Annotated in this window: 19 protein-coding genes; 10 read left to right on the top strand and 9 right to left on the bottom strand. The window is 50.5% G+C overall.

Translation table 11 applies throughout. The annotated features are described in order from the left end of the window. Positions 1–86 precede the first annotated feature (86 nt). From hisD to PED39_06925, 6 genes are all read left to right on the top strand, one after another. Positions 87–1346 (top strand): histidinol dehydrogenase, encoded by a 1260-nt coding sequence (gene hisD, locus PED39_06950; protein ID WII07322.1) that lies wholly within the window; start codon positions 87–89, stop codon positions 1344–1346. A gap of 227 nt (positions 1347–1573) precedes the next feature. Beyond that, positions 1574–2854 (top strand): Nre family DNA repair protein, encoded by a 1281-nt coding sequence (locus PED39_06945; protein WII07321.1) that lies wholly within the window; start codon positions 1574–1576, stop codon positions 2852–2854. A 90-nt stretch (positions 2855–2944) separates the two neighbouring features. Next, a complete protein-coding gene (gene thsA / locus PED39_06940; GenBank protein ID WII07320.1) occupies positions 2945–4582 on the top strand; it encodes a thermosome subunit alpha in 1638 nt (545 codons plus the stop codon). A gap of 171 nt (positions 4583–4753) precedes the next feature. After that, the gene (locus PED39_06935) at positions 4754–5233 is read left to right on the top strand and encodes a MarR family transcriptional regulator (protein WII07319.1); all 480 of its coding nucleotides are present in this window, start codon (positions 4754–4756) and stop codon (positions 5231–5233) included. A gap of 127 nt (positions 5234–5360) precedes the next feature. Next, positions 5361–6134, top strand: coding sequence for a recombinase family protein (locus PED39_06930; protein WII07318.1), 774 nt, complete (start codon positions 5361–5363; stop codon positions 6132–6134). Next, positions 6131–7036, top strand: coding sequence for a recombinase family protein (locus PED39_06925; GenBank protein ID WII07317.1), 906 nt, complete (start codon positions 6131–6133; stop codon positions 7034–7036). Before PED39_06930 ends, PED39_06925 begins: the two co-directional genes overlap by 4 nt. A gap of 294 nt (positions 7037–7330) precedes the next feature. On the opposite strand, the gene PED39_06920 is transcribed toward PED39_06925, so the two are convergent. Continuing rightward, entirely contained in the window at positions 7331–7591 is a 261-nt protein-coding gene (locus tag PED39_06920; protein ID WII07316.1) for a hypothetical protein, read from the bottom strand. Between PED39_06920 and PED39_06915 the strand changes: the two genes are divergently transcribed. The 3 genes from PED39_06915 to PED39_06905 all read left to right on the top strand — a co-directional run bounded on the left by PED39_06915 (position 7581) and on the right by PED39_06905 (position 13084). Next, complete coding sequence (locus PED39_06915; protein ID WII07315.1) at positions 7581–11039, top strand: hypothetical protein; 3459 nt, start codon at positions 7581–7583, stop codon at positions 11037–11039. The genes PED39_06920 and PED39_06915 overlap by 11 nt on opposite strands. Before the next feature lie 21 nt (positions 11040–11060). After that, positions 11061–12119, top strand: a complete 1059-nt coding sequence (locus PED39_06910; protein ID WII07314.1) for a mechanosensitive ion channel family protein — start codon at positions 11061–11063, stop codon at positions 12117–12119. A 209-nt stretch (positions 12120–12328) separates the two neighbouring features. Further along, the gene (locus PED39_06905) at positions 12329–13084 is read left to right on the top strand and encodes an SDR family NAD(P)-dependent oxidoreductase (protein WII07313.1); all 756 of its coding nucleotides are present in this window, start codon (positions 12329–12331) and stop codon (positions 13082–13084) included. An 810-nt stretch (positions 13085–13894) separates the two neighbouring features. On the opposite strand, the gene PED39_06900 is transcribed toward PED39_06905, so the two are convergent. From PED39_06900 to PED39_06890, 3 genes are read right to left on the bottom strand one after another with little or no spacing between them, the layout of a single operon-like run. Next, positions 13895–14398, bottom strand: coding sequence for a hypothetical protein (locus PED39_06900; GenBank protein WII07312.1), 504 nt, complete (start codon positions 14396–14398; stop codon positions 13895–13897). Positions 14399–14425: 27 nt separating this feature from the next. Then, the gene (locus PED39_06895; protein ID WII07311.1) at positions 14426–14656 is read right to left on the bottom strand and encodes a hypothetical protein; all 231 of its coding nucleotides are present in this window, start codon (positions 14654–14656) and stop codon (positions 14426–14428) included. Beyond that, the gene (locus PED39_06890) at positions 14653–15045 is read right to left on the bottom strand and encodes a hypothetical protein (GenBank protein WII07310.1); all 393 of its coding nucleotides are present in this window, start codon (positions 15043–15045) and stop codon (positions 14653–14655) included. Before PED39_06890 ends, PED39_06895 begins: the two co-directional genes overlap by 4 nt. Positions 15046–15172: 127 nt before the next feature. On the opposite strand from PED39_06890, the gene PED39_06885 reads away from it, so the two are divergent. Next, a complete protein-coding gene (locus tag PED39_06885) occupies positions 15173–15814 on the top strand; it encodes an HAD family hydrolase (protein WII07309.1) in 642 nt (213 codons plus the stop codon). Here PED39_06885 and PED39_06880 read toward each other — a convergent pair whose 3' ends face one another. The 5 genes from PED39_06880 to PED39_06860 form a co-directional block, all read right to left on the bottom strand. Beyond that, complete coding sequence (locus tag PED39_06880) at positions 15815–16696, bottom strand: serine protease (protein WII07308.1); 882 nt, start codon at positions 16694–16696, stop codon at positions 15815–15817. Positions 16697–16708: 12 nt separating this feature from the next. Beyond that, entirely contained in the window at positions 16709–17269 is a 561-nt protein-coding gene (locus PED39_06875) for an adenine phosphoribosyltransferase (protein WII07307.1), read from the bottom strand. 4 nt (positions 17270–17273) lie between these two features. After that, a complete protein-coding gene (locus PED39_06870) occupies positions 17274–17681 on the bottom strand; it encodes a hypothetical protein (protein ID WII07306.1) in 408 nt (135 codons plus the stop codon). A 68-nt stretch (positions 17682–17749) separates the two neighbouring features. Continuing rightward, entirely contained in the window at positions 17750–18406 is a 657-nt protein-coding gene (locus PED39_06865; GenBank protein ID WII07305.1) for a tetratricopeptide repeat protein, read from the bottom strand. Between the two features lie 34 nt (positions 18407–18440). Next, complete coding sequence (locus PED39_06860; protein WII07304.1) at positions 18441–19331, bottom strand: SEL1-like repeat protein; 891 nt, start codon at positions 19329–19331, stop codon at positions 18441–18443. Positions 19332–19604 lie beyond the last annotated feature (273 nt).

The raw sequence follows: 19604 nt of genomic DNA, 5'->3' as shown, positions 1-19604 counted from the left end.
TGAAGACCGAGATATTCGTAACGTTAAAAGCGTTATCATTCTTTAATAAAAGGGTTAATATACAGGCGCGTGTCGTAGCCATAATCATGTGGAAGCAAGTCAGCGAGGATTTCTGGGCAAAGAATCGCGCATCGAAGGTCGACGACGTCAACGAGATCGTCAAAGGCATCATAGACCAGGTCCGCAACGACGGGGACAAGGCTCTCATCGAACTCGCAGAGAAGTTCGACAAGGTGAAACTGAAGTCCATAGTCGTCACGAGGGACGAGATCGAGGAGGCCTACGAGAAGGTCTCGCAGGATGTCGTGGACGAGCTGGAGAACGCAGCGTACAACATCGAGCGCTTCCATAAGATGCAGAAGCCCCAGGGACTCTGGCTGACCGAGGTCGAGCCCGGTATCACCCTGGGTGTGAAGACGACTCCTCTCGAGAGGGTAGGATGCTACATCCCCGGCGGAAGGGCCTCATACCCCAGTACCGTCCTGATGACAGCGATTCCCGCCAAGGTGGCTGGTGTCGACGAGGTCATCATGTTCACACCGGCTCCTGCCAACCCCCTCACACTCGTAGCAGCCGATATCGCAGGCGTGGACGAGATCTATTACAGCGGAGGTGCCCAGGCGATTGCCGCTATGGCCCTCGGTACCGGGAGCGTTGAGCCTGTCCAGAAGATCGTAGGTCCCGGAAACGTGTTCGTCACCGCGGCAAAGATGATGCTCAGGGACAAGGTGGACATAGACTTCCCTGCAGGACCGAGCGAGGTAGCTGTCCTTGCAGACGAGACAGCGGACGTCGAATTCGTGGCCATGGACCTTGTGGCCCAGGCCGAGCACGATCCATCATCAGCCTGTCTACTCGTAACAGACGACCCCGAACTTCCTGACAAGGCCTGGAAGATCATGGAGAAGTTCATCAGCGAGACTCCCAGGAAGGAGATCATCGAGAAGGCCATGAACAACTCAGGATACATCATCGCTGACGATATGGACCTGGCTGTGGAGATCATCAACGAGATCGCTCCGGAGCACCTTTCCATCCAGACCAAGGACCCCTTGGATACGCTCAGCAAGGTCAAGAACGCTGGTTCGATCTTCGTCGGCCCGTACACCCCTGTGGCCGCAGGCGATTATGCTTCGGGTACCAACCACGTGCTGCCCACGGCCGAGCACGCTAAGACCTGTTCCGGACTGAACGTGATGGCCTTCATGAAGACATCCACTGTCCAATATCTCACCAAAGAGGGATTGGCGGAGCTCGCTCACACGGTCGAGACCCTCGCGAATGCCGAGGGACTCTATGCCCACGGCGCATCCGTCACGGCTAGGAAATCCGATTCGGACGAATGAATTCATACGGGGCAATGCCCCGTTCTTTCCATCTTTTATAAATACCTCCTGTGAAAAACATTCGATAATTGACCATTATCCAACTTTTAACTACTGTTAATCAATGGGTTTTATATTCTCCAACCCATATGCACAATCATAGTGGGAGACAGCCCCTTGCAACCGGAGAAATCCAACTGTCTCTCCTATTCGTTCCTTATTTTAACATCTAACCCATACCTAAGTCCATGGGGGAGCAGAGCACTTTATTCGAAGAAGCACTCGAGAATAGCGATTCCATTGTGAAGAACGGTCTCTGCAACGTATGCAAGGGTACAAGACGCCTTTGCGGAAAGGACAGATGCCCCCTGATGGTGAAGTTCTACACCAAGAAGCTCAACACCCCGGAGATCAAGAGCAACGACATCGCTGGTAGCTCACCCCCCGCTGTTTTCGTGGGAAGGTACGGCTATCCAAAGGTGGAGATAGGTCCACTTCTCCCCACATACATGGGAGACACCACAGTCCTGGACAAACCCGAGCTCTGGGGAGGCAAGTCCATGTACGATATCGCCGCCATGAGATTCCAGCTTGTCCGTGGAAAGTACAGGATAGATGCGACAGATTTCCAGAAATCCGGCAGGATCGTTGACAACGTGCAGGAACTTGCATTGACCGAGAAACCTGTCAGCGTAGAGACTATGTTCGAGAAAAGGCCCTCAGGCAGGATAGTCCTGGATGACGAGATCATGCCGTTCGGACCTTCAGGAAAGATGTCCGAGATCCGTGTTGAGAACGGGAGATTCGAGCATAATCTGGAGAAATCCTTCTATGATACCGATATGAGGTCAGTGGATGCCGTCATGGCAGCATATAACAACGGTACATTGGTTTCCGAGATAGAGAAGGCCTTCTCCGTCGGCACCATGGGGATCGGAAAGAGGAGGAGGTTCGTCCCCACCAGATGGAGCATCACCGCTGTCGATGACATGATCGGCAAGGAGATGATGAAGGATGTCAGGTACCTTGAGACCATCGATGAGTTCAGGCTCTTCCAATGGAAGGAACTGGATAACTGGTGGTCCATAGTCATGATGCCCACGACCTGGAGGTACGAGATGATCGAGGCTTGGTATCCCAAGACCTCTTGGAACCCAAGTCCTAACGAGATGATACTCGACCACGACTACGAGTTCTTCGATGGACGCACATCATACGCTGACAACATCACCGGAGCCTATTACGCCGCGAGATTGGCAGCCACTGAATACCTGGCAAGCATCGGACGCTCCGCAGCCGTACTGGTGTTCAGGGAGATACATCCTGGATACGACATCCCACTGGGAGTTTGGAACATCAGGGAGAATGTACGTGCTGCTCTCAGGACCAAACCCTACACCGCAGAGAACCTGGAGGGACTCTGGCCTCAGATCAACGCGTTCATGGACCTGAAGAAGGAAAGATGGCTGAGGAACTCGGAGGTGCTCAAGGATTACCTGACGCAGCGGCGCATAGAGGACTTCTATTGACGCTGGCTTCACCCGACCTTTCTGAATTCCTATTAGCATACTTTATATAGAAGAACTAAAATATCGTCGAACCATAGAAAGGTGAAAGCCATGTATGGTTCTGGAAATCAGCCTGTCATCGTACTCAAAGAGGGTACACAGAGAAGCAAGGACAAAGAAGCCCAGTTCAACAACATCTCCGCTGCCAAGGCAGTCGCGGATGCGGTAAGGTCCACACTCGGACCCAAGGGAATGGACAAGATGCTCGTCAACACCATCGGTGATGTCGTCATCACCAACGACGGTGTGACCATCCTTAAGGAGATCGACGTCCAGCACCCCGCAGCCAAGATGGTCGTCGAGGTCGCTAAGACACAGGACTCCGAGTGCGGAGACGGTACAACAACATCCGTCGTCCTCGCAGGAGAGCTCCTGAAGCAGTCCGAGGAACTGATCGAGGCTAACGTCCACCCCACAGTCATCACCAACGGTTACAAGATGGCAGCTGCCAAGGCCATGGAGGTCCTGGACAAGATCGCAGTCGACGCAAAGAACGACAAGATCCTCAAGCAGGTCGCAGTAACAGCCCTCACCGGCAAGTCCGTCGGAGACGAGGAGTCTCTTCTGGCAGACCTCGTCGTCAAGGCTTCAAAGACAGTCGTCGAGAAGGGAATCGTCGACCCCAAGAACGTCCGCCTCCAGAAGAAGGTCGGAGGAACCATCGCAGACACCGAGATCGTCACCGGAATCGTAGTCGACAAGGAGAAGGTCCACAGCAGGATGCCTGACAAGGTCGACAAGGCAAAGATCGCACTCTTCTCCTGTGCCCTCGAGGTCAAGAAGACAGAGTTCGATGCATCCATCCAGATCACAGACCCCACAATGATGTCCTCGTTCCTCGCAGAGGAAGAGAACTCCATGAAGGCCATGGTCGAGGCCATCAAGAAGGCCGGAGCCAACGTCGTGTACTGCTCCAAGGGAGTGGACGAGCTCGTCCAGCACTACCTCGCAAAGGCAGGAATCCTTGCCTACAGGAGATGCAAGGCATCCGATCTCGACGCACTCGCACTGGCAACCGGTGCAACAATCTGCGGAAACGTCCTGGAGATCTCCAGCAAGGACCTGGGAACCGCAGGATGCGTAGAGGAGAGGAAGGTCGGAGAGGACGGAATGTCCTTCGTGACCGGATGCAAGAACGCAAAGGCAGTCACAATCTTCATCCGCGGCGGAACCGAGCATGTGCTCGAGGAAGTCGAGAGGGCGCTCAACGACGCAATCCGCGCTGTCGGAGTCGCACTCGAGGACGGAAAGGTCGTTGCAGGAGCAGGTGCACCCGAGATCGAGGTCGAGCTCGCTCTCATGGATTACGCATCCTCCGTCGGCGGAAGGGAACAGCTCGCAATCGAGAAGTTCGCGAAGGCCATGGAGATCATCCCCTGGACTCTCGCTGAGAACGCTGGAATTGACCCCATCGACAGCATCATCAAGCTGAAGAACGCCCACGAGAAGAAGAACGCCAAGGCCAAGTACTTCGGACTCGACCTCGAGACCGGAGAGGCTGTTGACATGCTCGCACGCAACGTCGTCGAGCCCCTCAGGGTTAAGTCGCAGGCAATCAACTCAGCCGAGGAAGTCTCCAACATGATCCTCAGGATCGATGATGTCATCGCATCCCGCAGGGCCCCTCCGGCGCCTGCCGCAAGCGATGCTCTCGCCAACGGCCCTCACGGCATGGCCGGCGAGATGTGAGTTTTAAAACCATTCAAGGGGGTTTATCCCCCTTTTAATTGATTAATCCATTTAGATAACAGTTCAATTTTAGCTAGGCATCTGGATAGTGATTTTTGTTCTCCAAGATATACGATGTTTGGCTAGGGTTTTTATCAGACTAACATATTAAGTCCGTTAACAGGTAATAATATGGATGCGTCAAAAGATTTCGATAACATGGATTTCAAACAGTCCCTGTTCGCGAGCTACGCAAACATAGCAATCATGGAGCTCAAACTGTTCAATAACAGTCCTGAGCACCTGAGGCCCACGCACAAGGAGATCCTGTATCTATACAGCATTTGGTCCAGACCGGGCTGTACAGCGACGGACCTAGTTGATCTGTTCGACAGTTCCAAAGCCCTGGTATCCCAAACCATCATCGCTATGGAGAAGAAGGGATACATCATCCGCGAGAAGGATCCGGAGGACAACAGGCGTCAGAACCTGCGTCTCTCCGACAAGAGAATCGAGGAGGGCAACGATGAACTGAAGCTCATTGACTCCGCTGTTAGGAAACTCTCCAGCCAGTATTCGGAGGAGGAGATCCATAACGCGGCTAAGATCCTGGCCTCGTTCACCAGCAATATGGTGCATGAGACCGTCGATCCTAAGATCAAAAAACACTGAGGACTGGGGTCATCCCCAGATCCACCTTATTTGCAGCATTCTACGAGTTTATATTGTCCATTTTGTAAAAATTAAGGTCAATGCTTAAATAAACAGAATCAGATAATCTTCTCGGGATGGATAGCACTTGCGTGCAGCACTTTACGCCAGGGTATCCACTGAGGACCAGGCTTTGGAAGGTTTCTCTCTGGACGCCCAGATGAAGAAGTTGGAGGCCTATTGCAGGGCAGAGGGGTTGGATATAGCCGACCGCTACATCGATGACGGTTATTCCGGTACTAAGAGCAACAGGCCTGCCTATCAGCGCATGATGTCGGAGATGGACTCTTGGGACAAGCTCATCGTTCTCAAGATGGACCGTATCCACAGGAACAGCCTGAACTTCACGCTCATGATGGACCAGCTGCGCAAGAATGACAAGAAGTTCGTATCCATCTATGACAATCTCGACACGGAGGATACCATGGGAAGATTCGTTATGGATATCATGCAGCGTATAGCTCAGCTAGAGAGCGAGCAGATCGGGGACAGGGTTAAGCTGGCCATGACGTACAAGGCCAAGAACTGCGAGGGCAACCTCGGATCAGCCCACCCCTACGGATATCAGTATTTGAACGGCAAGCTCGTCGTCGTAGACGATGAGGCGCACATCGTCCGCGCCATTTACAACATGGCAATCGGAGGATCGACCCTTCAGGAGATCTGCGATCACCTCAACGATGCGGGCATTGAATCCAAGAAGGGAGTAGGATGGAGCAGACAGACCATCTCGAACATCCTGCACAACCCCCTCTACATCGGACAGAGGCGCTGGGATAACATCCAGCTCAAGTCCGCCGTTCAGGCCATAGTATCTGTCGATAAGTTCAAGGCCGTGAACCCCGAATACCTATCGTCATGAGCAGAGGCAGGGTAGCCGCATACATCAGGGTCTCCACAGAGGAGCAGGCACGCGAGGGATACTCTCTAGCGGCGCAGAAACAGGCTCTCGAGGATTACTGCTCGTACACTGGCTACGAGATCGTCAAGTTCTACATCGACGACGGTTACTCTGGCCGCAACACCAGACGTCCTGCATACAAACAGATGCTGGAGGACATCGACACCTGGGATTCTATCCTGGTCCTGAAGATGGACCGTATCCACAGGAACAGCCGCAATTTCCTGGAGATGATGGACCTCCTCAAGAAGAAGAACAAGGAGTTCATCTCCAAGCAGGAGAAATGGGACACCAACACCGCCATGGGCACCTTCGTCATCCAGCTATTGCAGAGCGTCGCCCAGCTCGAGAGCGGACAGATAGGCGAACGCACAAAGGACGGTATGCGCCAGAAAGCAGAGACGCTGGAGAACAACGACGATGAGAAGAGGACCATGGGATTTACCCCTCCCTTCGGATACCGCATCAGCGAAGGGAAGCTTGTAGACGATATGGACGAGCAATACGTCGTATCGCTGATTTTCGAGCTCTACGCCCAGGACGAGACCATGGATTCCATCTGCTATTCCCTGAACAGGCAGGGCCTGCTGACGCGCAAGGGGAACCCATGGAACAAGTACAACCTGAGGAACATCCTCCACAACCCCGTTTACGCCGGCTATATGCGTTGGGACGGACTATTGATAAAACATGACGCCACCCCCGTTATATCTCCGGAAAAGTTCAACGGCATACAGGATAAGATGGCCAAGAAGGTCAGGGATCCCTTGAAGAGGAATCCCGAATACGTCCCCGTCTACGACGAGGTGGAGGGCATCCCTCCGTCCGACAGCAAACTCGATCCGTCCGAGGATGGCGATTGAGCCGCCCGTTCACCCCGTCGAGATGACCGTACCGTTCGGTCCCGGATCAACAACCCAGTCTCCTTTTTAAATACCCTGAAACAAACTATTAAACTTCGTTAACTGTACAGTTGGTAAGCGGGGTCTTACTCTGATAGAGGAGTTTCAGCAGCTGAGGGAGCCGAACAACAACCATACCAAGGAGTTCGAAGTCTACCCAGAGTACTCTCCGCAGGTTTACAGTAACTTTGCATACGTCGACGAGTATCACTGCGATTATGCAGAGTTCCCCATGCAGGAGTACGGACCTCCCCTTCAACTGACGGAAGAGGAGGAGGAACGCCAGCAGAAGCGCGAGCAGGAGCAGAGCTCCGATAACCCCAGCACCGACAGCTCCTCCTCGGACCTGTCGTCTGCCTCAGGCTCGTCCTCTTCGTCATCGGCATCATCATCCGCATCGTCTTCCGCCTCTTCCTCGGCGGCCTCGTCTTCAGCGGCGGCGAGTTCATCCGCTGCCGCATCGTCTGCGGCCAGCGTCACAGCGGCCCAGGTCATGGCGACCACCATGGTCGCCATGGTAGTGGTCACATCCGTGGTCGTGCCCACCATCGAGAATGCTGATGTCCAGATATACCTGGATGCGTATTTCGTCGGAGGGATGCTGAGCTACTCGATCGAGCTCGTCGATGCCGTTGAATCCGAGACCTATTACGCCGTCCTCCTCGAGGGCGGGACGATCGTCCAGCAGGAGGCGATACCCGATGGCCAGCTGTCAGGCAATCTGGCGGGCCTGGACGGCTCGAAGGACCATTCCGTGGAAGTGAGGACAGGACTGCCGCCGTTGCTGGTCCTGGCATCCCAGACCATCCCTGGAGAGCCGGTCTGGGCGGAACTGGAGTACTACGACGCCACGTTCGATTCGATCGGATTCTCCGTGCGTCTCCACGGTACGGATGAGGGTGCATACGCCACGCTCAGCGATCCGGACACGGGTTCTACACTCTATTCGTCACCGTTGACCGACGGGCGCTGTTCCGCCACGGTCTCGGGACTCGCGGAGGCGCACACCTACATCCTCACCGTGGAGTCGCCCACTGCATCGTACATGCAGCAGGATCTATCCACGCAGTCCCCGGTCATCACCCTGGACAGCCTGTCCGCATCGAAGAACGCCGTATCCTTCAGCGTGACGGTCGAAGGCATACATTCCGAGATTACAGCGGAACTGAAGGACGCGGAGACATCCGCCGCGGTCTATTCGGCCCTGCTGTCCGAGGGCGCTAATTCGGGAACGGTAAACGAACTCAAGTACGGGCACACCTACACGTTCACGGTATCCACCTCCGAGTCGATTCTTCTCAGCGAGAGCGTGACGACCGAGCCCTCGCCCGTCGTGGTCGAGCTCACCGACCTGACCGTCTCCGAGAACAACGTGTCCTATGCGGTCCAGGTCACCGGTTACGGCGAGACCGTCACCGCCCATCTGTACGGACCAACCGGAGAGTCCGTGTACGCTACGGATCTGGCCGACGGGGCTAACACCGGCACGATCAGCGGACTGGAGTACGAGAAGGCATACGAGTTCAGAGTCTCCACGGAATCACAGTCATTCGTCAGTCAGACCGTCACCATTGGGTCCAGAGCGATAACCGTGGAGCTCGTCGGCCTGGAGGTGGAGGGGAACACCGTCTCATACGAGATCAAGGTCACCGGCACAGGCGAGATAGCGACAATATACCTCTACGATGTGACGGAAGAGGAGAGCCTCATCGCCAGCAAGGAGCTGTCCGAAGGCACCAATACGGACACGTTCACGGACCTGGAGTCCGGTAGAGAATACCGGTTGACCGTAACTTCTGGCTCTGAAACATTCGTGAGCGAGACAATCACCTTGGAATCCACAGAGGCGGTCATCGTCAATTATGTTAATGCACTTTATTGCATGATCGAATACAGCGTGACTGTGACAAATGGTGCTGAAGTTCCGATCCTGACAATCACTGATGAAGAATCTGGTGAGGCCGTATATTCAAAAGGATTGATCTTAGGCGAGAACACAGATACTGTCACCGAGTCAATTAGCTACGGTTCAGGAGATTGCAGTTACCTAGTCGAGATCAAAGGAACCGGGATGTATTACAGTAAGTCTTTCATTATTCCGAATCATTATGAGTTCGAACTCGTACAAGTTGGGGAAACCATACACTATAGTGTCACCATCAACGACGATTTCTCGGATAAGATCATATATGTCATCGATGACAAATATAGCCTGGATTCTGTAATGGAGAATGGGCACTTCATAACTCCTAGCAGTCACACAACCACAGGGGTTCTGGATGACGATTGGGTCCGTTTCAATAGTAGTTATACATTCGGCATACTGTATGAGGGACAGATCCAGAGCTATTATGGACACATCTCCGTACAATACGCAACCGTAGACATAATCTCTGCCGACACATCAGGCATCACGTGCAAAGTTACGATAGTGGAAGGAAGCTATGAAGATGTTATAATACATCTGATGAAAGGAGCGGATACCATCGCTTCGAAACAAGCGACTAGCCAATCAGACACGTACATGTTCAATCAGAAACTACTCAGTAATCAGTACTATTACATAGGAGGGACGTTCGGAGACCACGTTTGGACACTTGAAACGGTGTATATTGAAGGTACTAAAACAGAAGTCAGTAAGAATAATGTCCGTGTCAATGGCAATACCGTGGTATATAATTTCACCGTGACAGGTGATTCTGATATTCCCGTGTTCCGTATTAAAGATCCAACCACCAGCGATGTTTTGTTTGAGGCGGATCTGACGGAGCACCCTTCCGGAACCGCTAGTTCTGGAGGAATAGAATACGATAGAACGTATCACTGGGAAGTTGCTGGAGTTAATGGGAATACTTATTATTCAGGCGAGTTGACAACGCCACCGTTCGCATTGGTATGTGGGTTCAGTTTTGACGACTTTTCATTCTATGATGTAACAATCAATACGAATGATCTGATCGATCTCGTGATGTACCTATACACTGACGAAGATAGAACAACGTACGTGTCGACAGACATCTTCCAACCTGTAAAGATAACGACGTCTCCTGCAAGGATATTAGTCAATTCTGAGGTTTTTTATTATCCTGGCTTTGTTCACCATGACAATACAATGAATGTGGAATTACAAACTGCCAATTTCAATCTTGAAGCATCAATTGAGGGAAGCGTAGTCCATACAACTGCTGATATTGACAACGAGAAATTTGATACAGCAGACATCACTATAGGTCTGTACACAGATGCGGCATGTACTACTCCAGTATCAGGTACGGTTCATCCGTTCTCAGATGCAGCATCAGGTCTTGACTTTGTAGTAGCTGACTCTGGCACCTACTACATAGGGGTGATTCTTGACGAGTACATAATCAAGAAGATGCCGGTTCAAAGACTATTCGATGATAGTAAAGTGACATCTAGTGTTGTCTTTGTACTTTCCGGCAGTACTCTAACACCTACTATCGATTACTCTGTGAAGACCTCTTTGCCCGTTCCCATGGTGTTAACACTTTATCATGATGGAGGTGAAAAGGGAACAGCGAGTTTTGGATCTGCTGATGATTTAGAATATACAGGGAGATTCCCTGTCACTGAGTATGGCGCCTATTCATTGAAGATTGTCGCATCTGCCGAATCTGGCTTGAAGCAAACCGGACAAAAAACCGTAAATGTGGAGAATGTCGGATTGGTATCATCAGTAAATGTCGATACTAATTCTTCAGGATCGTCCTTCAATGTAAAGATCACCATGAAAGCAACTGAATCTATTGAATTAGGATCGATATATCTGGACGGAGAATCAATTAGCCCAGGTATTAGTGAAAAAGACAATAATGTATATGTCATTGAAATAAGCAATGTCTCTGGCGATCATGAATTGAGCATAAATGTAAGGAATGCTTCAGGCTCTTCTGCTAAATACGAAAAAATAGTCGTCCCTATAGATTTACCGAATTTGTTATGATATTATGATATGGGTGAGAAAATGACAAATGAAAAGGAAAACAACAAAGAACTCTCCGATGAACAGAGAGAAAGTCGCGCAGTGCTCGTGGCGGTGGCCCTGCTGGGCATCGTCACGGTGCTTGCCGTGGTATTCGACCAGTACATCTTCGGTCCGGACTCGATATTCAACGACGCCCCCACAGGGAACGCCGTGATCGATTCGCTGTATCAGGAGATCCCTGCTTTGATAAGGACCTGCGAGATCCTCTTCGTCACGTTGCTGCTGTTCGTTGTGCTCAACGTCATAAAGAACAGAATCAAGGCGGACACCCACTTCCAGACCGCCCTGAGGCTAATCCTGAGCTTCTCAAGGTATGCGATATTCATCGTCGCCATCATTTGGATCCTATCCTCATGGGGCGTTGACACCCAGGCTTTGCTGGTAAGTGCGGGAATCTTGGGACTGATCATAGGTCTTGGTGCACAATCGCTCATCGCAGATATCATCGCCGGACTGTTCATCGTGTTCGACGGTGAGTTCAAGGTCGGCGACTTCATCGTCGTGGACGGCTGGAGGGGATCCGTCATGGAGATCGGGATCCGTACCACCAAGATCCAGGACGAGGGCGGCAACATCAAGTACCTCAACAACAACACGATCAGCGCCGTCGTCAACCAGAGTCAGGAGCTGTCTGTCATCAGGTGCGAGTTGCCGATCAACTACGCTGACGATCTCGAGAGGGTCGAGCTCCTCATCAGGGACTACATGCCCAAGATCAAGGATAAGATCCCCTACATCGTGGAAGGCCCCTACTACAAGGGGGTTCAGGACATGTTGGACAGCAGCGTCAACCTCCTTTTCCTCGCTAAATGTAAAGAAGTCGACTTCTATCCTGCGAGGAGAGCCCTCAACAGAGAGATCTATAGGATGGCCAACGAGATCCACATAGAGATTCCGTTCAACCAGATCGTGCTCAACCAGCCTTCCCCGCCGGAGACATTCGCCAAGAAGACCGACGAGAGGGAGAAGCGCATGGCAACGGCCTTCGTCTATGACCAGGCCCACGATTCCGATGGAATGGAGGCAGAGAACCGCTGAACGGCCATAAACCCATATCATTAGGTCCCGGGGCAACCCGGGACCATCCCAGATGGGAAGTCAAATTATCCAATCAATTCAACCGTTATATATCTGAATGAAATTCTGACCAATATGAACAAGCAAGATAAGGCCAAGTGGCGCGCGCTGCTAATGGTCGGTATAATGGTCGTTGTCGCCGTCGTAGCCGCAGCATCCGTATTCATCTGATGTCTGTAGCTATCGTAACCGGGGCATCCTCAGGCATGGGTGCAGAATTCTGCCGCAGGCTCGATGCCCTGAATCTTGATTCTATTTGGCTCATCGCCAGGAGGAAAGACCTCCTGGACGATATAGCCGCTTCTTTGAAGACTTCTACACGTGTTATTCCTGCCGATCTAACAGACAGGGCAGAATTGGACTCCATAAGGGCACTCATCGATGCTGAGAAACCCGAGATCTGTTTCCTGGTAAATTGCGCGGGGTTCGGCAAGTTCGGTATGACCTGGGAACTTCCCAAGGAACAGACCAGGGCCATGATCGACCTCAACGTCACTGCTCTGGTCGAGATGACAAACATATGCATCCCCTACATGAAGCGTGGGAGCCACATAATTGAACTATGCTCCGAATCTGCATATCTGCCGCTATACGATCTGAATGTATATGCATCAACCAAAGCTTTCGTGCGTCACTTCTGTAGCGCATTGAGGATCGAGCTTAAGGACAGGGGCATAACGGTAACTGAGGTCTCTCCCGGTTGGGTCAGAACCGATTTCATTGACATAACCCTCACCGAGTCCGATGTGCCCAAGAAAGTGTTCACCAATGCAGTATCCAAGGAAGAGGTCGTTGCGGCTGCTTTGAAAGCTGCTATCAAAGGCAAGAAGAGGTCAGTCTGTGGTTTAACCAACAAACTGATCATTTTTATGTGCACACACTTCCCGGGCTTCGGTGAAAGGATTTGGAAAGGGCAATTCAATTGAGTTAAGCTTTAAGCTTAATTCAATTATCTAATAGCGTAACTAACTAATTTAATTAATGTATTAAATTTTGCAATATGAGTTAATCAATATTAATTAAGCTAATAACTAAACTAACATAATTATTAATGCACTTTAGAATTCATCGAGATCTTCTGTGAAAAATGAAACAATCCGGGATGAATATGCATAGTCTACAGTTGTTATTCTAACAATCTTAGATTTTCCATTCAATAAGATGCCCTATATCGAATAGTTAGACTTAAAGTATAGTCTCAAAGGCATCAAGCGCTATGGTTTTGAACAAAAATGGCCCCAATTAGCACAAAATAATGGAAATCTGCTAAACTACACGATAAGTACACCCTTTTTAGGTCAAAAACAGGGTAATTTAGTTGATATTCGGGAGACCGTTATTGACAGAATATTGCCCATGAATCTGATGATTTTTGATCTATGAATCGATTTTTGATGTATTTTCATTGAAAATGCATAATAATATACATTTTAACCAATTTTTCGATACAACGAGCATTATCTGCAATTAATTTATGTAATAAAGCAATTAGCTTTATTAATTGCAAACTATCTTAAAATTCCGTTACATTATACTATTAATCATTAAAAATAAAGTCAATTTAGTTATTAGCTAAATTAATTATGAATTTACATTGCATTACAGTTTTCTGCATTAATAATTAAACTAATTAATGTAATAGCTAAATTAATTTAACATATTCAAACAAAATAGCAAAACAGAGAGGCAATTTGATAATAATTAATGTAATAAAGTAATCAGCTTAATTAATTACGTTATAGCTGCATCTTAGCAGAAACGATGAGCAAAGCATACAAGATATCGCCTCTTGCAGCAAATTTGTTCTGGAAAGCGATTATATCTCTGCGTACCTCCGGTGCATAATCAGGAAGGAATAACTTGTTGAATGCATCGACATCAACATACTCCCTGAAATCCAAATGATAGCACAGCTCATCCATCGTAACTATCTTGGACAGATGAGTCCTCATGAGGATGCTGCATTCATCGAGCATACATTCGATATACCGGCCTGCTTCGACATACGGCAGATCCGTTTCATCCTTCATCAAATCGCAACGCTCTCCTGCAATCCTCAGTAATTCGCTCAGACGCTGGAGCGCCATGAAATCGGAATATGATACTGCTTTGCTCCCCGCCAATATCTCCTCGGACCATTTCTGCGCCATGGAGAAATGATAGTATGCGCCGATGCCTATGTTGCAGTAAGCGACGAATGCAGATTCCATACGCATGTCCTCTTCCGTCAGGCTTTCCATGTAATGCTGGTGCAATTCTACAGGAAGCTAGATGGGGTGAGGGGCCAGGGCAATGAGATCCTCGTCAAGATTCGAGAAATCGTTCTTTGCTATCCTGAGCATCGCATCGCATCTCGACAGATCCAGTTGCATCTGACAGTCCATAGCGGAAATGAAAGAAGGTGGAAGGAACTCCATGCTGTTGTATATGACGCGCTCAGAACTCTTGCGGTTCCGGATAGATTCGATTACAGCACATTCATCCGAATCGTAGATCATCTCATCTCGTCCCTTATCTTGGTGATGTTCTTCTTCAGATTAGTGAGGTAGGCATGGGTGATCTTCTCATTCAGCCTCTCGGCCGGATCGATCTCCCTCAGATACTCTGCATACAATCTTGGAGGCAGCTCGCTCTCCTTCGTCATTTCTAGAAGATCTTCGTTCGATCCATTCTCGAAATAAGAGAAGTTTTCAGCATAGTAATGCTCGGCCATATCGTAGTAGCGCGATTCGATGTCCGCATAGGTGCTTAGTTCAGAGTACACGTTCTCGCGATCCGGATTAGTATTGGCACGCATAGCGAATATCTCATGTTCCTCGAGCTTGCGGATAGCCCCGTTATGGAAGAGTTCCACGAGTTTTTCCTTCGATACGGGTTTGTTGTTCATTGTATCTTTATTAATTTAGCTTGTAGCTTTATTAGATATATTATTTACATCTAATTCGTTATCTATCCTTTCAACATCCTACCTAATGGCGTGTAGATTTTTATTAGTGGTGCAGATTGGAGGGCTGATGCCAGATACTAAGCTCCTGATCTTCGATCTAGACGGTACCGTCAACAATTCTTCCCCAGGTATCGCCTACTGCTACAAGAGGACTGGAGAGCATTATGGCAAGATGGACATCACGGACGACAGGATCGCCGAGGGCCTTTGCGGACCTTTCGATGAGAATCTGAGGATGATTCTAGATGATCCTACGATAGATATCGATGAGGCCATTAAGGTCTACACGAAATTCTACGTAGAATTCGGACAGGCGATGTCCGAACTGTTCGACGGCATAAAAGAAGTCCTCATAGACCTCAAGGAAAGAGGATACCTTATTGGTCTGGCCACTCTCATGGCAGATGAGTATGCAAAGAGTACGCTGGAGAACTATGGGATTATCGACTACTTCGATACCGTACACGGAGCGAGCTTTGTGATACCCTACGTCAAAGAGGACCTGATAGACATGTGCATCTACGACGTGGATGTGCTGCCTGAAGAAGCAGTGATGATCGGCGATGGTTTGGATGATTACAGGGCATCGAAAGTCTCTGGCACGGACTTCCTGGCAGCCACATACGGCTACGAGCTGAACGAGGATTACTGCGTCAAGCACGGCCTGAAATACGTCAACTCTCCGTCAGAGATTTCAGATAAATTCTGATCAGTCGACGATCCTGAAACCGCTCTCGTCGCCTTCCTTCTGATACCTGACGTTCCTCATATCCATGAGCTGAAGGATGGTGTCCACATGCAGTCCGACACCCACGTTCATGAACTGAGTCTCGATGTACTTCTGCCCATCGACCTCTGCAGTAGGGTGGAATCCGGTTACACGGTGCTCTGTGAGTATCTGCATTCCGTAGATCCTTCCCTGAGCATCGAAGATCGGACCGCCAGACTGGCCTCTCAGACCGATTGATGAGGTCTCTATGTACTTGAGGTCAAGGCTGCCGTCTTTCGATTTGCCCTTGTCCTCGTAGTGGGTGAATATCCCGTCTATGGGGTAGAAGAACTTGTCATGAGGTATGGAAGGGATGCTGAAAGCCTTCCTGTCCTCAAGGAACTTGGGAGTGATCTCTATGAATGGATAGCCGCCGCGGCAAACGCTTGTGCCTATCCTCATGTGGGATGAATCGGCGAACACGGGGTACTCGGGAACATTCTTGGGGTCAAAGTTCTCCAATTTCACCAATGCGATGTCCGCCTGACGGTTGATGGTGACCGTGGATAACATGACTCCGTCCCATCCCCACCAGAATGAATGGTTGGTTAGGAAGGTTTTGTCCTTCTTTATCTCGCCGGAGAGCTTTCCTGCGCCTTGAGATCTTCCGGAATTGATCACATCGATCTCCTCCATCTTCTTGCTGTCGCTCTGGAATTTGGCGAAGGAATCGAATACGTGGCCCGCGGTAATGGCCCAACCGTCCTTGTTGACGACTATGAAGGAAGCGATATCCGTACGCAATGTGCCGTCGAGAGTACGAGTCGAGACGGCTACCGGACGTGTGTATCCCATGGCTTTCTGGCAGGCATCCGCGAACATGACTACTCCCCCTTATTGTCTGAGAACGGGTTTTCCGTCCTCGACAGCGACATCGATGAGCGTGTAGATCGGTATTCCTATCTTCTCGGAAAGGGCATCAAGATCCTTGCACTTGTTCAGGACGCAGAGGGCCTTTTCGATGATGATGTCGTGTTCACGTAAAATGTTCACGATGGCCTCCAGAGTACCTCCAGTGCTGACAACATCATCGACCAGTATGGCCTTTGTACCCGGCTCCATGAAGCTCAGGAACATATCGGCGGTCTCGTAGCCGGTGGCCTTCTTCAGCTTGATCTCCTCTGGGATGCCATGTCCTCTCTTACGGATGATCTGGAATGGAACTCCGGTGCGCATGGTAAGTGCAGCTGCGATGGGGATTCCCATAGCTTCCGGAGCTAGATAGACGTCGGTGTCGAGGTCTGTCAATCTCTGGAAGTTTCCGACTATCTGGTCGAGAAGCTCGCGTGAGATAGAGGGGTTTCCGTCCGAAATGGCGTTGATGAAATAGGGATAATCACCCTTCATCACGACCTTAGAGGCCAGATAGGCCTTCTCCAACTCATTGGTTTCCATGGTATCATCTCGTAATTAATTGGTAGATTAATGCTTTGAGGTCGCTGACCTCCTTCTCCAGAGCGGCGATGCGGGCCTCCAGATCTCCGGACGAGTCTGTGGTCTGGGAGTTCATGTTCCTAACCTCATCGATAAGAGCCTGCCTCCTGGATTTGAGTGCGTTGGCGGATAGCTGAAGCTTGATCTTCTCGCTGTCGTCTCCGGACATCTCCGCTTTGAGCATCTTGATCTCGATCTCCATCAGCTCGTCCGTGATGGATCCGATCTCCTCTGAGAGCGAATCGAGATCGTTAGATGTTTTGGGAGAATCGTCTGTCAGCATTCCTTTCTGCTGATAGAGCTCGGCCAGCTGTTCCTCTATGAGCCCTACCTCCATGGCCTTCTTCTCGGCATCGAGAGGTGTCTCGGGCATCTACTCCCTGAGAATGGAGAGCTTCTCCTTCAGGAACTCTATCTGCTGGTCCGTATCGTCCATATTCATCAGAACTTGGTGTCGCGGGGTATGATCTGGATAGGTGCTCCGCAGAACGGGCAGTGGTCCAGTACAGCGTCCATTCCGTCCTTGTCCTCGCCCAGAAGTGCGGGGCCTGTCCTGGAGTCGATGAAGACTATATCCTCGGATATGAGATGGTCCAGCATCGGCTTGCAGCAAGCAGCCTCGACATCCACATCGGAAATCTGGAGGTGCAAGAGAGGTCTGGCGCGGAGCTTCTTGACCCTCTCGTCGTAGAGTATCTTATCGACTCTCTCAGCGTCTGTATCCGCTCCGGGATATCCCATCTCTGCCGCGTAAGCGAGCATCCTGACGCTCTTTTGGAGATCCTTGGGGATTCCGATTCCTACCTCATACATGAGTCCGAGGTGGTACAATGCGCTGGGATCGAGCTGGTCAGCTGCCTCCGAGAGGTATTGAATGGCTTTCTCCATGTCAACATCGACACCGTCACCGGCGGCCAGGAGCAAAGCGAGTTCCCTGCGTGCGGGGAGGTATCCCTGATCTGCCGCCTTCTTGAACCACTCAGCGGCCTTGGTGGTGTCCTTAGGGACATCCGTACCATAGATGTAGTTGAGTCCTAGCTTGTACTGGGATTCGACGTCTCCTGCCTCTGCGCTTGCTTTGAGGTTCTCGCTGTCCATTTTATCGAGACCCCTATGGATTGGACAATATAAATCACAGTTGGGCCAACAGTTCCTTGGCCTCGGGGATATCGCTGTCAGCGGCCATCTTCAGCCACTTCTTGGCCTCTTCGACATCGGGGGATACGCCATGCCCTCCGACGTAACAGTAGCCGACCATGAACATGGCTCCGGGGATGCCTGCATTGGCTGCCTTCAAGAACAATTCGAATGCTTTGTCGGCATCGGGTTCGATGCCTTCGATACCCTCGGCATAGATGTAAGCAAGCCTCTCGGCGGCGAATGGATCGTTGGAATCAGAGCCTTTTGCGTACCATTCCACTGCCTTGGAGATGTCCCTTTTGGTACCGGTACCGAACTCATAGGCGATGGCAAGATGGAACATGGCATTGAGGTTGCCGTTATTGGCCGAGGTCCTGTACATCTTGAATGCCTTGGATTCGTCCTTCTCGACACCCAGACCTTCCTGGAAGAGGAAAGCGAGATTCGTGCGGGCCTCATCATTCCCCTGGTTAGCTGCCAGACGGAACAACCTTACGGCTTCCTTGTAATCCTGTTTGACGGCTATGCCGTCCATGTAGGCCAATCCTGCGTACAGCTGGGCATCGGGGATGCCGTCTTTGGCGGCCAGGATGGACATCTTGGCGGCCTTCTCCTGATCCATGCCGTCATACTCACCCTGCATGTACATCCTGACCAGAAGGGTCATGGCCTCGCTCTGGCCCTTATCTGATGCCTCCTCGAGATACTTGTACCCCAAGGCCTCATCCTGGGGGATGTCCCAACCGTAGAGATATGCCATCCCGAGCGCGTACAATCCATCCGGATCGTTCCGCTCTGCGAGCTGCTTTACCTCTTCGATCGAAAGCTCCGTCTCTCCCTGAGACGAGTGGAAAACGAAGCCTCTTTTGTCTTCATCCGACATATGATTTCCCAAACTCAACAAACATCTGCATCTCAGATGTCACGCTCAGTTCGGAAATGAATCAAAAAAACACAATAAATAATCTACTCTGTTGGTCAGAACAGTGCAGAAAAACGCCTCTTTCTTTTCCACATGCGTCTCACATCCTGCTCGGATGCTACCATCGTTCCTGCGATGGATGATGGGTCTTACTGATAGATAAGGGTAGGTGAGAGGTCTGAGCCGGTTGCCGGGCTAATTGGTTATTTAACCTCCATGGGTATGGAATCATGA

The sequence above is a fragment of the Methanomassiliicoccales archaeon LGM-RCC1 genome (assembly GCA_030168575.1).
Lineage (GTDB): Archaea > Thermoplasmatota > Thermoplasmata > Methanomassiliicoccales > Methanomethylophilaceae > Methanoprimaticola.
The sequence above is the reverse complement of the archived record's forward strand: the minus strand, read 5'-3'. Positions and strand labels throughout refer to the sequence as shown.

What these genes read in the sequence shown, in the direction of transcription:
- PED39_06905 (WII07313.1), top strand. Translation starts at nt 12,329, where the DNA reads ATGTCTGTAGCTATCGTAACCGGGGCATCCTCAGGCATGGGTGCAGAA.
- hisD (WII07322.1), top strand. Translation starts at nt 87, where the DNA reads ATGTGGAAGCAAGTCAGCGAGGATTTCTGGGCAAAGAATCGCGCATCG.
- PED39_06945 (WII07321.1), top strand. Translation starts at nt 1,574, where the DNA reads ATGGGGGAGCAGAGCACTTTATTCGAAGAAGCACTCGAGAATAGCGAT.
- PED39_06860 (WII07304.1), bottom strand. Translation starts at nt 19,331, where the DNA reads ATGTCGGATGAAGACAAAAGAGGCTTCGTTTTCCACTCGTCTCAGGGA.
- PED39_06885 (WII07309.1), top strand. Translation starts at nt 15,173, where the DNA reads ATGCCAGATACTAAGCTCCTGATCTTCGATCTAGACGGTACCGTCAAC.
- thsA (WII07320.1), top strand. Translation starts at nt 2,945, where the DNA reads ATGTATGGTTCTGGAAATCAGCCTGTCATCGTACTCAAAGAGGGTACA.
- PED39_06910 (WII07314.1), top strand. Translation starts at nt 11,061, where the DNA reads ATGACAAATGAAAAGGAAAACAACAAAGAACTCTCCGATGAACAGAGA.
- PED39_06915 (WII07315.1), top strand. Translation starts at nt 7,581, where the DNA reads ATGGTCGCCATGGTAGTGGTCACATCCGTGGTCGTGCCCACCATCGAG.
- PED39_06895 (WII07311.1), bottom strand. Translation starts at nt 14,656, where the DNA reads ATGATCTACGATTCGGATGAATGTGCTGTAATCGAATCTATCCGGAAC.
- PED39_06865 (WII07305.1), bottom strand. Translation starts at nt 18,406, where the DNA reads ATGGACAGCGAGAACCTCAAAGCAAGCGCAGAGGCAGGAGACGTCGAA.
- PED39_06935 (WII07319.1), top strand. Translation starts at nt 4,754, where the DNA reads ATGGATGCGTCAAAAGATTTCGATAACATGGATTTCAAACAGTCCCTG.
- PED39_06880 (WII07308.1), bottom strand. Translation starts at nt 16,696, where the DNA reads ATGTTCGCGGATGCCTGCCAGAAAGCCATGGGATACACACGTCCGGTA.
- PED39_06870 (WII07306.1), bottom strand. Translation starts at nt 17,681, where the DNA reads ATGCCCGAGACACCTCTCGATGCCGAGAAGAAGGCCATGGAGGTAGGG.
- PED39_06925 (WII07317.1), top strand. Translation starts at nt 6,131, where the DNA reads ATGAGCAGAGGCAGGGTAGCCGCATACATCAGGGTCTCCACAGAGGAG.
- PED39_06900 (WII07312.1), bottom strand. Translation starts at nt 14,398, where the DNA reads ATGGAAAGCCTGACGGAAGAGGACATGCGTATGGAATCTGCATTCGTC.
- PED39_06875 (WII07307.1), bottom strand. Translation starts at nt 17,269, where the DNA reads ATGGAAACCAATGAGTTGGAGAAGGCCTATCTGGCCTCTAAGGTCGTG.
- PED39_06890 (WII07310.1), bottom strand. Translation starts at nt 15,045, where the DNA reads ATGAACAACAAACCCGTATCGAAGGAAAAACTCGTGGAACTCTTCCAT.
- PED39_06920 (WII07316.1), bottom strand. Translation starts at nt 7,591, where the DNA reads ATGGCGACCATGGTGGTCGCCATGACCTGGGCCGCTGTGACGCTGGCC.